The sequence below is a fragment of the Morganella psychrotolerans genome (assembly GCF_965118875.1).
Lineage (GTDB): Bacteria > Pseudomonadota > Gammaproteobacteria > Enterobacterales > Enterobacteriaceae > Morganella > Morganella psychrotolerans_C.
In genome coordinates, this window is the sequence record NZ_CBCPJD010000002.1 from 295211 (window position 1) to 309401 (window position 14191).

The following is a 14191-nucleotide window of genomic DNA, read 5'->3' on the forward strand; positions in this document are numbered from 1 at the left end:
GTGTATACCCTTATTCATTCAAACCGCAGGTTCGTTGGCTGCACTACGCTCGCCGGGTCACATAGTTTATCTATGCTCCCCGTCTATCTTCCCTTGCCGCCTGCCTGCAATTCGAATGACGTTGGGTATAGTCTTTGGGTCAGCCCGCCGCTTTCGCGGTTGTCACTGCACTGAAACGGTTGGCAATGACAGTAATGGTACAGGTTAAAATCAGAATAACGGTCATGGTCAGCGCCATGTATGCCGCGTTGTTGGATAAGAACGGGGAGGCAAATGCCGGAACATACGCGACGCCTTTAACATCAAACATACCGAGCATCATGCCGCCGATACCGGCAGAAAGAATGGCTCCGCCGAACACAATTTTATTGGCGAACATGAAGGGATAAGCGGACTCCACGAAGGTGCCGAATCCCATATTAATCAGCAGTCCCGGTGCGGCAACCGCCGCTTCACTGCGTTCGCGCGGTGCGATGACATTAGCAAGGTTAATCCCTGCCGCGACCATCACCAGCCCGACCATATCAACAGCACCCAGGAAGCTGACGCCGGATTTCTCCATCTCCAGTAGCACCAGCGGGAGGATAACCGCGTGATAAACACCGCCGAGGATAGCCGGCCAGATAACTAATCCTGCCAGTAAACCCGCCAGTACCGGACTGAATGCCAGTGTGCTTTCCAGTGCCAGTTTGATGTAGTTACCGCCCATCAGCGCCAGCGGGCTGAGGAAGTAATACATAATTAAACCGGCTGCCAGCCCTGAAATTCCGCCTGCCACAATGTTGACGGTGGTCATCGGGAATTTCCAGTTCAGGCACAAAGTAAACAGATAGCGGACAAACACACCTGCCATGATCCCGCCGGCGATCCCGCCGATCAGCCCGCCTTCAACAGAGAGCACCCCGGCAACCACACCGGCGACAATAGAAACTTCATCCAGCTCAGAAACCTGCTTGGCGGCAATCACGGCAACAATCACCGGCAGACCTTTAAGCAGTAACTGGAAGATAGCATCCAGGCTTTCCAGCCCCGGAATGTGACTCAGTGCCAGTACAATTGCCATGGCGATAAAGCCGGGCAGTGCGGGGATCATAATGCCGCGGATATTCATCCGTTTGAGCAGGCTTTTATCAGAAGGACCGCCTGCGGTATTAGCTGCACCTAAAATCGGTCGGAATTTAACACCCCAGTGTTTGCACAGGGAAGAGGCAAATGAAATAGCCCGGGTTCTGCTGGTGGTGCCGGTAGTGCCGGAGGTCGCAATCACATTGGCACCACTTGCCGCAATGTGCGCCATGGATGTACCGCCGGTGCCGACAACCGGAACTTTCTTTGTTGCCGCCGCAGCAAGTGCCAGCCGGTTAGCATTGTGCGGGTCGCCGCTCATCACAATAATGCCGTCGATTTCACCTTGTTCTATCTGTTGTGCAATCCGGGCATCACAGTCACGCACGACATCATTGACTTCAGCCAGTGTGCCGGAAAAGGTAACTGCAGGAATGGCATCCTCTTCTGTCAGGGTATAAACCGCGGCTGCGGTTGTGGGTTTGGCGACATCCATTGACGCTTGTGCCGCAATAAACTGAACAGCAGCAATACAGATATCTGCGGAATGACATTGTGTGTAAATCTCGTTCAGAAGTTTTTCAGGATCTGCACCACCGAGGTTGTACAGATTCCCGCCACTACTGCCCAGTATTACAATCTTTTTCATAATCGGACCTCAGGGGTTCAGGGTAAGTAACGACTTATTGTTGTTTTTTGTTGATATTGCATGGCATAACAAAGCAAAGCAACACGTCAAAATAAGGCGTGTTGTTTATAAAACGATCATTTACCGAGCTTTAATCAGACTTAATGCCCGTTTTCATTCTATATAGTAGTTATGTTTGCTATTATTTTGACATTTACTCGTATTAATATCTTTCTGATTGTTATGTAATTATTTTGTTATATGTTGTTTTATGTGACAGTGATCTGATTAAAAAGTGGTAATGAGAATAAAAACAACATAAAACAAAAAAAGCCACTCAGGAGAGTGGCTTCAGTAAAGATGAAAAAATATAAAATCGTAAATCAGCCCGGCAGATTAACCAGTGAGTCGCGGGAAATATCGCGGATGGTTTTTGCGCCGGTCAGGGTCATTGCCACGCGCATTTCTTTATCAATCAGATCAAGCAGATTTTCAACACCGGCCTGTCCGTGAGCCGCCAGCGCATAAACAAATGCGCGTCCGAGCAGAACCGAATCCGCCCCCAGGGCGATCATCCGTACCACATCCAGCCCGTTGCGTATCCCTGAATCACTCAGAATGGTGATATCCGATTTTACAGCGTCAGCAATCGCAGGCAGGGCGCGGGCGGTGGACAATACTCCGTCGAGCTGGCGTCCGCCGTGGTTTGAAACAATAATACCGTCTGCGCCAAATCGAACTGCGTCTTTTGCATCTTCTGCATCCAGAATGCCTTTGATGATCATCGGGCCTTCCCAGAATTCGCGGATCCACTCCAGATCTTTCCAGGAAATGGATGGATCGAAGTTTGCACCCAGCCAGCCGATATAATCTTCCAGTTTGGTCGGTTCACCGCGATAGGCAGAAATATTGCCCAGATCATGCGGTTTACCCAGCAACCCGACATCCAGCGCCCAGCGCGGGTGTGTCATGGCTTGTAATACCCGTCGCATGGCGGCATTCGGACCGCTCATCCCGGAATGCGCATCGCGGTAACGTGCACCCGGCACCGGCATATCCACAGTGAACACCAGGGTTTTTACCCCGGCAGCTTTCGCGCGCTCCAGTGCATTTTTCATAAAGCCGCGATCGCGCAGGACATAGAGCTGGAACCACATCGGGCGGTCAATCGCCGGGGCGACTTCTTCAATCGGACAGACCGAAACCGTGGAAAGCGTAAACGGAATACCTTTATTTGCTGCCGCTTTTGCTGCCTGTACTTCCCCGCGTCGCGCATACATTCCGGTCAGCCCGACAGGGGCGAGGGTGACCGGCATCGCCATTTTTTCACCAAACAGCTCTGTTTCCAGGCTGAGGGAAGACATATCACGCAGCACACGCTGGCGCAGGGCGATATCTGCAAGGTCGGCGGTGTTGCGTTTCAGGGTATGCTCTGCGTAAGCCCCGCCATCAATATAATGAAACAGAAACGGTGGCAGTTTGGCTTTGGCAGCGGCCCGGTAATCCGTTGAAGCGGAAATAATCATCTTTAATACCTATTTAATGTCTGTAACAAAATCAGCATAGTGTCTGTTTATAAAGTCAGGATAAACGCCATCGCGGCAGCAATCAGCCCATAAATAAACATCGGAACCACGGTCTTTTTGATAATCGATCCCTCGGCATTACTGATCCCGAGAATGGTACATACCGCGATAATATTATTGAGGCACACCATGTTGCCCATTGCCCCGCCGACAGATTGCAGCGCCAGGGTTAAATTCACATTCAGCCCGGTAGTCTGTGCAATAGATTGCTGAATACCGCCGAAGGTCAGGTTTGATACGGTATTGGAGCCGGAGAAGAACGAACCGAGTGCACCCAGATAGGAGGCAAACCAGAGCCAGTTTTCACCGGTAGCACCTGCAAGCGAACGCCCGATAATATAAACCGGCGCATTTTCACCGCCCTGCATCATCAGATTGACCATGATCAGCGCACCAAGCAGGGCAATAAACGGCTTGTTTGTCTGTTGTGCGGTCTGCACAAACATGGTTTTCACTTGCCCGCGCGTCAGTCTGAACAGAAAGATACCGATGATCACGACGAGGAAAAACGGGATCAGTGCCGGGACATACAGGGTTTTATAATCTGCCGCCGCCGGGGTACCGAAGACATTACTCAGGCGGACAATCAATGCATCACTCAGCGTGATATGTCCGAAGAAACCCAGAGTGCCTTCCCAGATAACATTGGTGCTGTTGAGCAGGCCTTTGATCCCGAGCTGGTGGATGCGGGTCACAATCAGAATGGCGATCAGTAATAATGTCGGCGCCATCGCTTTGATAACCTGACCGAACGGGATGATTTTTTTCTCTTGTTTTTGTTCTGTTTTGGTCAGCCCGATTCCGGCACGGGCAATTATCACAGAAATACCCAGACCAATCGCGCCGCCCAGCAGTGCCGGGAATTCATAATTAACCTGCGCCAGCAGCAGATACGGCACAGTACAGGAGAGCACACTGAGAAGAATAAACACGATATTACGGCGGATCTCCTGCCAGCTGACAATAAAGCGCAGCGCCAGCAGCGGAATAAAAAATGCCGCCACAAAGTGAATAAGGGCAGAATAATGGCTTATCTGATACACATTCTCTTCTGACAGCCCGAGATTGGCAAAACCAAACCAGGTCGGCGTACCGACCGCACCGAATGAAACGGGCACGGAGTTCATTACCAGTGTCAGTAATGCGACCCGCATTGCCGGAAAGCCCAGACCTACCAGGATCGGTGCGGCAATTGCTGCCGGTGTGCCGAACCCGCTGGCACCTTCAATCGTAAACGCAAATGCCCAGCCGATAATCATCAGTTGCGCGACCGGGTTCGGGCTGATGTTCTCCAGCCAGTTACGGACAACATTTTCCGCGCCGCTTATCTGCATCAGTTTATTGAGCATAATGGCCCCGGCGATAATGGTTACCGGGGTCAGAACAGACATAAACGCAGTAATAATATTGGCACCGAGTAGCGTAAAATCGGTTTTAAACCAGAACAGCTGAATGCAGAGTACCACTGTCGCTGTAAGCGGCAATGCGATGTAGGAAGGGATACTGCGACGTTTTGTCATCATCCAGATTAACATCACGATAGGTGCAAGACTGAAAAAAATAGCCATAAAGCCCTCAGATATTATTATTGTTGTATACCTTTATTCATTCAAATCGCAGGTTCGTTGGCGGAACGAGGTCCGTCGGGTCACATACTAATATATGCTCCCCGTCAGCCTTCCCTTCCCTTGCCGCCTGCCTGCATCCTGAATGACGTTGGGTATATACCCTTATGCATTCAAACTACAGGTTCGTTGGCTGCACTCAGCCAGCCGGGTCACATACTGATGTATGCTCCCCGTCAGCCTTCCCTTGCCGCCTGCCTGTATCTTGAATGACGTTGGGTATACTGGTTGTAGGGGTTCGTTAAATTTTCATTACGCAATTATTTTAATCACAACCGAAATGAATTATCTATGCTGCATTTTTTTAACAATTGCAAAACAGATAAAAATAGTGAAAAACAGGAATCGATGAATTTATTCCTGTAAATTAAAATTATTGTTTATCAAACAGATAGTTGTTTTATTTGTATGATGAAAGGATGAGATCACATTAATTAAGTGGTTCAGGACGATAGAGAAATTCCAAAAAACGACTAATAGATTGCAGTGAATACATAAGTATACCCAACGTCATTCAAGCGGCAGGCCGGCGGGAGGAGTGCAGCCAACGAACCTGTAGTTTGAATGAATAAGGGTATCAGCCGAAATAAGGACGGATAGCCTGATAAGATTGCTGAATATGATCAATCAACAGACGGATTTTCATCGGCAGGTGCCGAGTATAAGGATACACCGCGTAAACACCGAGTTTTTTTCCGCTGTAGCCGGGCAGCACTTCAGTTAATAATCCGGCGTCTAAATCTTCATGCACCATACAGCGTGGCACCATCGCAATACCATGTCCGCCCAGCAGGGTTTTACGGATGGCGCGGGCATTGTTAAACGCAATATTACCGCTCACCTGAAGCTCATAAATCTCCCCGGTATCCGGGCGTCTCATCAGCCAGTTTGATGTACCGCTTTGCTGATAGGTGTAAGTCAGGCAGTTATGTGTCAGTAAATCTTCAGGGTTTTGTGGTGCGGGATGTTTTTCGAGATAGCGGGGCGAGGCGAGGATCACCCAGTGAGAATCGATAAGCGGGCGGGCTATCAGGCTGGAATCACTCATCATCCCGGTGCGGATAGCGAGATCAATACCTTCATTCACCAGGTCAACAAACCGGTTCTCAAGATGCATTTCCACCTTCACATTCGGGTATTTTTCACAAAATTCTGCCACGCTGTCGCTGAGAACCAGTTCTCCGGAGATAGTGGGTACTGACATACGTATCAGTCCTGTCAGCTCATCACTGTTTGCACTGACGGCCTGCAAAGCGCTGTGAACCTGACCGGTGAGGGATTTTGCATGCTGATACAGCACCTGACCATTTTCTGTTACTGACAGGCTGCGGGTAGTGCGGTAAAGCAGGCGTGCGCCGAGGGCTTTTTCCAGCCGTCCCACCCGTTTACTGAGTACGGAGCCGGTAACACCTGCCATTTCGGCGGCTTTGCTGAAAGAGCCGCAATCCACAATAAGCGCGAACAAAATCAGGTCATTAGCGTAATCGTGGGCGGGCAGCATGATAAAATCTCCGGCGGTGATGTATAAAAGCCACTATATCAAAATAAGCATAACAGTGATAACGCCCCCGCCATGTCCGGGCTTAAATTGTGTATACCATATGGTCATAGGCGAAAACTGTCTCCGGGAATACCGCCTGACATTCGCGGAGTAAACGCTCACAATCTTCTGCGCTATAGCGCCCGCTGAAGTGAGTAGCTATCAGTGTTTTTACCCCGGCATCGCGGGCAAGTGTGGCAGTCTGTATTGTGGATGAGTGCCCGCGACTGTTGGCTTTTTCTGTCATTGAGCTGTCCAGAGTGGCTTCCAGGACAATCACATCGGCGTTTTGTGCCAGGTTCAGTGCATTTTCACACGGCGCGGTATCCCCGAAAATCACCAGGTGCCGCCCGCGCTGTGATGCGCCGAGGTAATCAGCACCATGAATAACCCGGCCATCATCCAGGGTTACATCATCACCCTTTTTCAGCGCCTGCATCCACGGACCTGACGGTACGCCATCATCTTTCAGGCGCTGAGCATCCAGCGCGCCGGGCTTATCATACTCTTCGATACGGAAACCATAGCTGACAACAGGGTGCTCAAGTGAGTAAGCGCTGACTTTCAATTGTCCGTCGTCATAAATTACGCCTTCTTCCGCTATCTCAATAATCTCCAGCGGGAAAGTGAGATATGAACCGCTCAGGCTCAGGGTTGTTTCCACAAACTGCGCCAGTCCTGCAGGGCCAAAAAGCGTGAGTGGTTCTTCACATCCACCCATAGAGCGGCTGCATAACAGACCGGGCAGACCAAAAATATGGTCGCCGTGCAGATGGGTGATAAAGATTTTTTCCAGTTTCGGGATTTTTACCGGGCTTCTCAGAATTTGGTGTTGTGTGCCTTCGCCGCAGTCAAACATCCATAAACCGCGCTGTAATGATTTGAGATCCAGCACCAGGCTGCTGACATTGCGGTTGTTTGACGGAACACCGGCACCGGTGCCCAGAAAAATTAACTCCATATTATTCCCCGAATTACTATTTTTCTGCCCGTCGGTGGCGGCTTACGGAATAAGTCGCCGCTGCGGCGAGCGGGTAAGATTTTCCGGTAAGATTAGCGGTTCTTCGACCATCGGTAAACTCAGACGGGTTTTGCCGTTAATAATTGTCAACCCGGCAGACTGCCAGGCCTGCGCTACCAGTTGAGTACAATAAAGACCTTCCTGCGGATTGATACTGAAAGGAATGCCGGTTTGTGACAGGGCATTGTCACGGGCGAGCAGGTGATGAGCGTCATCTGCAAGTACGGCGTAATAACTGACCTGTCCGTTTTTGGCATGGCGGATAAAAAAATCCGGGGTGTCGCGGTTAACACCGGCTATTCCGCCCCGGGGCTCCTGTGGCGTGGCATGAATAACATAAATGCCGTCCGGGGCAATATCAAGCATACCGACATGACTGAATCCGCTGTGATCCATGGTTCTGACAATGTCACTGATGGCTTCACCGCCATCACGGAAGATAAGGTCGCCGCTCTGAATGCCGGGAGCAGGCTCCCGGCGGATATACGGGGGATCATCAGCGCAGGATAACTTTCCAGTCGTCGTTTTCCTGAGTGAGCAGGAAGCGCTCATCTTTCTGTTTGCCGTCATTGAAACGGACGGTCAGAATAACCGTTGCGCGTTTTTTAGCCTCATCAATATCAACAGATTTCACTTCTGTGCTTTTTACGCCACCGTTTTTGGCGATGCGTCCGGCCATATCCCCGACAATCATCTGTACTTTGCCTTTGATTTCCATCTCATTTTTCTTTTTATCTTTTTCCGGGATGGCGAGCAGATCATAGGCTTTATCTGCATCTTTTTTCTCGACGGCGCTGTAAAACTGTTGTGCCACCGTTTCCGGTGGTTCGCTGCCGCAGGCGATCAGCATAAGACTGCCGGTGATCAGCAGCAGGGAGAGCGCGATTTTTTAAACATAGTTTTTCCTTAACAGCAGCAACGAAATTTTTATTATTTTTAACAAGGCTAAAGGAAATATACGGACATCAGATGGCTTATCAATCCCGGAGGCGGAGCCTGCCTGAGATTCAGAAAAAGATAGCGCAGTGAGGGAGATGCTGCGCAGATTGTGATAATGGCACGCGGATTCGGATGGTTAACTACGCGATAAATCAGGGATTATCGCTGAACAGGCTTTCCAGTACCATCGCGCCAGCCCCCTGAGAAACCACTTCGTAGGAATCAAATGCGGCGACTATCCGGGTATCGATTTGAGGGAATCCGGCGAGTTTTTGCGCCACAGTTTTCTGAACAGTGGCAAAAAACGTATGCTTTGGCGTTAGCGTTCCGCCACAGACCACGACATCGGGCTGAAAAGAGAGAATGATATTGGCTATCGCCTGCCCGTAATAGTAAGCCGCTTCTTCCAGCGCTTCGGTACAGAGAGGATCAGCCAGTTCAATCGCCTTAAAAATCACATGATAATCAATTTCCTGTTCATCACTGACCAGGGTGGTAATGACTGACGGTTTACCACGCCGCAGATGCTGAATTACCGTGTTGCGGATAGCGTCCAGCGAACTGTACTGATTAAGACAACCAAAGGCGCCGCATTCACAGGCACGTCCGCGAAGATCAAGTGTCATATGACCAAAGGCATTTTCCGTACCGGGCGGCATAAAACGGATAGGTTCACTGAGGATGGTACTGCTGCGGATCTCTGCATCACAGGTGGTAAAAAACAGGCGGCGGCTCTGTTTGTGACGCAAGCGGTATTCTGCAAGGGCAGCAAAATTGACACCGCTGCCGATAGTGACCTGACATCCGGTCCGGGTTTCTGCCATTTCTTTCAGGTGCGGGATCAGATATTCATTTACCGACTGTCGGTCACTGCCCGCAGGCAGGGTATAGTCTGCGGCAATGCCGATGCCGGCCAAACCGGCGGTGGTGAGATTATGTTCTTCCAGCAGAGTCTGCAACCGCGAGAGCAACTTATCCAGCAGTACCTGCGGGGTTTCCTGTCCGGTAGCCTTGATTTTACAGGTTGCCAGCACATCCAGTCTGAAATTTTGCAGCACAATGGTGGAGTAAATATTGCTGATCTCAATACCGGCGAGGCGTCCTTTATCCGGGTTGACACTGTAAAGGATAGGTTTACGCCCGCCGGTGGATTGCCCCAGTTCACCTGCAGAGATAAGGCCGAGTCTGATAAGTTCATCGAGCAACCGGGCGCAGGTTGCCGCGTTCATATTGGCTTTTTCTGACAGCGTGTCCGCGCGGACAGATCCATCATTGAGGATAATTTGCCAGAGTGCTTTCAGTTTGCGGGTTTTGGAATTTTTGGATGACCGAAACTCACTGAGTATGCCGGATAGCGCCATAAGCCAGAATCTCCTTTTTTACGGATCACACATGTTTCACCATTATAAGTGAAATCTTTTTCTCATATTGAGAAGAAGATCGTATTTCCATGTTTACATCTGGTCTACAATCGCATCATATACTTCACCTATATACCCTTATTCATTCAAACTGCAGGTGCGTTAGCGGAACGAGGCTAACCGCCTGCCTGCATCTTGAATGACGTTGGGTATAGTTACATACCGGACTAATTCAGGAGATAAATAATGCATCTCACAGCCGATATTGCAGAGAGCAAGGCGTTTGTTGAAGCACAGATAACCATTAAACCGACTATCGGGATCATTTTAGGATCAGGTCTGGGACCGTTTGCCGATACTCTGGAAAACGCAGTGCGTATTCCGTATAACAGCATTCCGCATTTTGTCAGTTCTTCCGCTGTCGGTCATGCCAATGAGCTGGTTATCGGCACACTGGGTGGTCAGAATGTGGTGGCGATGAAAGGGCGCTTCCATTATTACGAAGGCGTATCACTTGATCAGGTAACTTTCCCGGTTCGCCTGATGAAAGCGCTGGGTGTGGAAAAACTGATCATTACCAATGCCTGCGGTGCAGTAAATACCGGTTTTCAGCCGGGCGACCTGATGCTGATTACGGATCACCTTAATCTGACCGCAAATAATCCGCTGATCGGGCCGAATAATCCGGATTTGGGTGTGCGTTTCCTGGATGTCAGTCAGGTGTACAGTAAAAACCTGCGCACAATTGCGAAAGACGTCGCTGCTGAGCAGGGCGTGACACTGCGTGAAGGAGTTTATGCCTGGTGGACAGGTCCGGTATATGAAACACCGGCTGAAATCCGCATGATCCGCACGCTGGGCGCAGATGCGGTCGGAATGTCGACTGTGCCGGAAGCCCTGGTTGCGCGCCATGCCGGTATCGAAACCCTGGGCATTTCCTGCCTGACCAATATGGCGTGCGGCATTCTGGATCAACCACTGAGTCATGATGAAGTGATTGAAACCGCCGAGCGGGTAAAAGGGACATTCCTGAAACTGGTGACAGAGATTATTACCCGTTTCTGATCAGAAAATTATCAATTAAATGCCGCTTTTTTCTCTTAATCAGAGATAACAATAGTGGTGTTCACAGGCCGTGTTGACATCATGGGACGTCGGCGGCCTTTTCCCTCTTTATCTCAGCGGAGATACCCATGGATATCAGAATCAGACTGAAAGCGATGTTGTTTCTCCAGTATTTTATCTGGGGCGCCTGGCTTATCACCCTCGGCGCATACATGATAAAAACCCTGAATTTTACCGGCGCAGATGTGGGCTGGATTTACAGCACCAAAGGGTTGGCGGCGATTATTATGCCCGGGCTGGTGGGTATTATTGCGGATAAATTTATTCCGGCAAACCGGCTCTATGGTTTGTGTCATCTGATCTGCGCGGGCGCACTTTTTTATGCCGCAACCGTCACCGATGTACATGTGTTGTTCTGGGTGATGCTGATTAACGCAATGGCATTTATGCCGACGATTGCGCTGTCAAATTCCGTCAGTTATGCAAGCCTGCAAAAATATAATCTGGATTCAGTGTCACATTTCCCTGCTATCCGCGTATTCGGAACTATCGGTTTTATCGCGGCGATGTGGACGGTCAGTCTGATGAAGTTTGAACTGAGTAATACTCAGTTGTATATCGCCGCAGGCGCTTCGCTGTTGCTGGCGGTTTACTCACTGACTCTGCCGGCTATCCCGGTGGTGAAACAGACCGGTAATACGACCTGGGCACAGCGTTACGGGCTGGATGCATTTGTGCTGTTTAAACAGCCGACAATGGCAGTCTTTTTTCTGTTTGCCATGCTGCTGGGTGCTGTACTGCAAATCACCAATACATTCGGCAGTCCGTTTCTGCATGATTTTGCGCGTGTTCCGGAATATCAGGATTCGCTGGTGGTGCAGTATCCGTCCATTCTGCTTTCTGTTTCTCAGATGGCGGAAGTCGTTTTTATCCTCGCCATTCCGTTCTTCCTCAAGCGCTACGGTATTAAAAAAGTCATGCTGATCAGTATGGTCGCATGGACACTGCGCTTCGGACTGTTTGCTTTTGGTGAACCGGTATCAATCGGTTTCTTCTTCCTCGTGCTGTCCATGATTGTGTATGGCTGCGCATTTGATTTCTTCAATGTGTCCGGTTCGATTTTTATTGAACAGACCGTCAGCTCAAAAATCCGCGCCAGTGCGCAGGGGCTGTTTATGATGATGGTCAACGGCGTGGGTGCTTATGCGGGGGCGATTATCAGCGGTATGGTTGTTGATATGTTTACGGTTGATGGTGTGAAAGACTGGCAGTCAATCTGGCTGATTTTCTCTTCCTATACTGTTGTGCTGGCAATTATTTTCCAGTTTACTTTCCATTATGATCACCGGACTGCAAAACCTGCCTCTGTTTGAAACAAATTAACGGTAACGTAAAAACCCAGCCGCGCCGGGAATGGCGCAGCTGAGTGTTTTTTTAATGCAGCGCGAGCTTCAGCGCTTCTTCTTTCAGATCAAGCTCCTGTATCAGATGAACATAGGTATGCTCATTGATATTTTTACTTTTACGCAACTGTTTCAGCGCTTCCCGCTCTGCGCGCAGGGCAATCAGAGACATGCGCCGCTCCATGCGGATAACATTGTGCCAGTCAAAATTAGCGGTTTTATCATCACCGTCACTGTCCAGGTGGCGACCGTAGATCTCCAGTAAGTGAGTCCCTACTTCAGTGCGCAGTGTCATTTCATCTATATCTTCCAGCGGTTCTGCCATTTGCAGCCGCAGGTTATTCATGGCTGCTTCATTGAGGGTAAAGCGGGCATTCAGCTCATCATTATTATGCGGTAAGTCTGTACTCAGCCCTTTTGTCAGGATTGGCAGGGCGACGGCGGCGATCACCAGCGAGAACAAAATCACGCCCATTGCGAGGAAGATGGCAAGGTCGCGGTGCGGAAACGGCGTGCCGTCATTAAGCAACAGGGGCAGCGTCAGAATGCCGGCAAGTGTAATCGCCCCACGGACACCGGCGGTTGCCATAATCGCCATCAGGCGCAGATGCGGCATTGTTTGCTCGTTACCTTTACGGCGCTGATGGAAAATGGTCAGGGTCATGGAGATCCATACCCAGGAAAAACGCAGCAGCGCCAGTCCGACAGTAATAATCACCACATACGCCAGGAGCATCCACGGCTCTGCGGCACCGGCATCCGCCGCCACTTCAGGAATAGAGCGCCACATTGCCGGTAACTGTTCACCCAGCAGAATAAAAATCATCCCGTTCAGTGCGACCTGCACCGTATCCCAGACCGCTTTGCTCTGCATACGTGTGGCAGACTGCATACGCCCGACAATCCGCTCGTAGTGCATTGCGATACCGGCAGCGACCGCCGCAAGTATCCCGGATACACCCAGATGCTCAGCCGCCAGATAAGAAACAAACGGGATCATCAGGCTGATCATAATCTGGATAGCCGGGTCTTCCCCCGTTCTTTTTACCAGGAACTGGTTTACTTTGCCGACAATCAGGGCAATCAGCAGCCCGGCAATAATACCACCGAGTGCAACAATAACGAATTTCCCGGTGGCTTGTGGCAGGGAAAATGTTCCGGTCAGTGCCGCGGTAACGGCAAAACTGAAGCAGACTAGTCCGCTGGCATCATTAAACAGGGATTCCCCTTCAAGAATGTGTGCCATACGGGAAGGAAGCGGGGCATTAACGGTCATTGCCGCAACGGATACCGGGTCTGTCGGTGAGAGGATCGCTGCCAGCGCAAACGCAACCGCCAGGGAAATGGCAGGTATCAGCCAGTGAATAAATAATCCCATGCCGACGACGGTGACAAAAACCAGTCCGATAGCCAGGGAGAAAATGGGTTTGATATCACTGAACAGGGCTTCTTTCGGAATACGCCAGCCATCCAGAAACAGCAGCGGCGGAATAAACAGGAACAGGAACAGGTGCGGATCAAACGCCACATCAAAGCCGAACAGTGATAACCCGGCACCAATTGCAATCTGAATAAAAGGTAACGGAATTTTATCACCCAGCAGACGGGAGATAAAAACACTGGCAATAACGGCCAGCAAAAAAACGAGAATTAGTGTAACGACAGACATAGGCAGTTTTTATCCTTACAGGATTTTGATACAGAGCCACAGATTTCGGGCAGGCAGAGTATACGATTGACAGTAGAAATAAAGCAGAGAAAACCGCAATTGTAAAATTATTGTGTATCAAAAGATTAACAGAAATTTCTGTTTCATGCTGTTACATTAAAAGGTGACAGATATCTCATTTTTGGTTTTGTGTCATTGTGTGTTCATGAGCTAAACCGTTGCAGCGCGCATGCCGCTTACCTTTTTCGGTTTTATCCTGTCAAAAAACATCATTTCTATGCATATTTTC

General features: G+C 49.9%; 11 protein-coding genes. 2 read left to right on the forward strand and 9 right to left on the reverse strand.

From position 1 onward, the window contains the following. Window positions 1–139: 139 nt before the first annotated feature. The 8 genes from ACMHKJ_RS04790 to ACMHKJ_RS04825 all read right to left on the reverse strand — a co-directional run bounded on the left by ACMHKJ_RS04790 (window position 140) and on the right by ACMHKJ_RS04825 (window position 9765). Window positions 140–1714: a PTS sugar transporter gene (locus tag ACMHKJ_RS04790; RefSeq protein WP_413492365.1), complete on the reverse strand. Its 1575-nt coding sequence runs from the start codon at window positions 1712–1714 to the stop codon at window positions 140–142. A gap of 362 nt (window positions 1715–2076) precedes the next feature. Continuing rightward, window positions 2077–3219, reverse strand: coding sequence for an FMN-dependent L-lactate dehydrogenase LldD (lldD, locus tag ACMHKJ_RS04795; RefSeq protein WP_413492366.1), 1143 nt, complete (start codon window positions 3217–3219; stop codon window positions 2077–2079). Between the two features lie 47 nt (window positions 3220–3266). Further along, window positions 3267–4847, reverse strand: a complete 1581-nt coding sequence (locus ACMHKJ_RS04800) for an L-lactate permease (protein WP_413492367.1) — start codon at window positions 4845–4847, stop codon at window positions 3267–3269. A gap of 634 nt (window positions 4848–5481) precedes the next feature. Continuing rightward, window positions 5482–6405, reverse strand: coding sequence for a LysR family transcriptional regulator (locus ACMHKJ_RS04805; protein WP_413492368.1), 924 nt, complete (start codon window positions 6403–6405; stop codon window positions 5482–5484). Between the two features lie 82 nt (window positions 6406–6487). Continuing rightward, window positions 6488–7405, reverse strand: a complete 918-nt coding sequence (gene rnz, locus ACMHKJ_RS04810; RefSeq protein ID WP_413492370.1) for a ribonuclease Z — start codon at window positions 7403–7405, stop codon at window positions 6488–6490. A 42-nt stretch (window positions 7406–7447) separates the two neighbouring features. Beyond that, window positions 7448–8017 carry a YiiX/YebB-like N1pC/P60 family cysteine hydrolase gene (locus ACMHKJ_RS04815; RefSeq protein WP_413492371.1) on the reverse strand — a complete coding sequence of 190 codons (570 nt, stop codon included), beginning with the start codon at window positions 8015–8017 and terminating at the stop codon, window positions 7448–7450. Further along, a complete protein-coding gene (locus ACMHKJ_RS04820) occupies window positions 7962–8315 on the reverse strand; it encodes a DUF4878 domain-containing protein (RefSeq protein WP_413492372.1) in 354 nt (117 codons plus the stop codon). The genes ACMHKJ_RS04815 and ACMHKJ_RS04820 overlap by 56 nt, the downstream gene beginning before the upstream one ends. Window positions 8316–8556: 241 nt before the next feature. Continuing rightward, window positions 8557–9765: an ROK family protein gene (locus tag ACMHKJ_RS04825; protein ID WP_413492373.1), complete on the reverse strand. Its 1209-nt coding sequence runs from the start codon at window positions 9763–9765 to the stop codon at window positions 8557–8559. A 246-nt stretch (window positions 9766–10011) separates the two neighbouring features. On the opposite strand from ACMHKJ_RS04825, the gene ACMHKJ_RS04830 reads away from it, so the two are divergent. Continuing rightward, window positions 10012–10830, forward strand: coding sequence for a purine-nucleoside phosphorylase (locus ACMHKJ_RS04830; protein ID WP_413492374.1), 819 nt, complete (start codon window positions 10012–10014; stop codon window positions 10828–10830). A gap of 128 nt (window positions 10831–10958) precedes the next feature. Further along, a complete protein-coding gene (locus ACMHKJ_RS04835) occupies window positions 10959–12203 on the forward strand; it encodes a nucleoside permease (RefSeq protein WP_413492375.1) in 1245 nt (414 codons plus the stop codon). Window positions 12204–12264: 61 nt separating this feature from the next. On the opposite strand, the gene ACMHKJ_RS04840 is transcribed toward ACMHKJ_RS04835, so the two are convergent. Then, window positions 12265–13902, reverse strand: a complete 1638-nt coding sequence (locus ACMHKJ_RS04840; protein ID WP_413492376.1) for a Na+/H+ antiporter — start codon at window positions 13900–13902, stop codon at window positions 12265–12267. Window positions 13903–14191: the final 289 nt, after the last annotated feature.

Excerpts from the sequence above, each read along its gene's own strand:
- ACMHKJ_RS04815 (WP_413492371.1), bottom strand. The coding sequence starts at position 8,017 with ATGAGCGCTTCCTGCTCACTCAGGAAAACGACGACTGGAAAGTTATCC.
- ACMHKJ_RS04800 (WP_413492367.1), bottom strand. The coding sequence starts at position 4,847 with ATGGCTATTTTTTTCAGTCTTGCACCTATCGTGATGTTAATCTGGATG.
- ACMHKJ_RS04825 (WP_413492373.1), bottom strand. The coding sequence starts at position 9,765 with ATGGCGCTATCCGGCATACTCAGTGAGTTTCGGTCATCCAAAAATTCC.
- rnz (WP_413492370.1), bottom strand. The coding sequence starts at position 7,405 with ATGGAGTTAATTTTTCTGGGCACCGGTGCCGGTGTTCCGTCAAACAAC.
- lldD (WP_413492366.1), bottom strand. The coding sequence starts at position 3,219 with ATGATTATTTCCGCTTCAACGGATTACCGGGCCGCTGCCAAAGCCAAA.
- ACMHKJ_RS04830 (WP_413492374.1), top strand. The coding sequence starts at position 10,012 with ATGCATCTCACAGCCGATATTGCAGAGAGCAAGGCGTTTGTTGAAGCA.
- ACMHKJ_RS04805 (WP_413492368.1), bottom strand. The coding sequence starts at position 6,405 with ATGCTGCCCGCCCACGATTACGCTAATGACCTGATTTTGTTCGCGCTT.
- ACMHKJ_RS04790 (WP_413492365.1), bottom strand. The coding sequence starts at position 1,714 with ATGAAAAAGATTGTAATACTGGGCAGTAGTGGCGGGAATCTGTACAAC.
- ACMHKJ_RS04835 (WP_413492375.1), top strand. The coding sequence starts at position 10,959 with ATGGATATCAGAATCAGACTGAAAGCGATGTTGTTTCTCCAGTATTTT.
- ACMHKJ_RS04820 (WP_413492372.1), bottom strand. The coding sequence starts at position 8,315 with ATGCTGATCGCCTGCGGCAGCGAACCACCGGAAACGGTGGCACAACAG.
- ACMHKJ_RS04840 (WP_413492376.1), bottom strand. The coding sequence starts at position 13,902 with ATGTCTGTCGTTACACTAATTCTCGTTTTTTTGCTGGCCGTTATTGCC.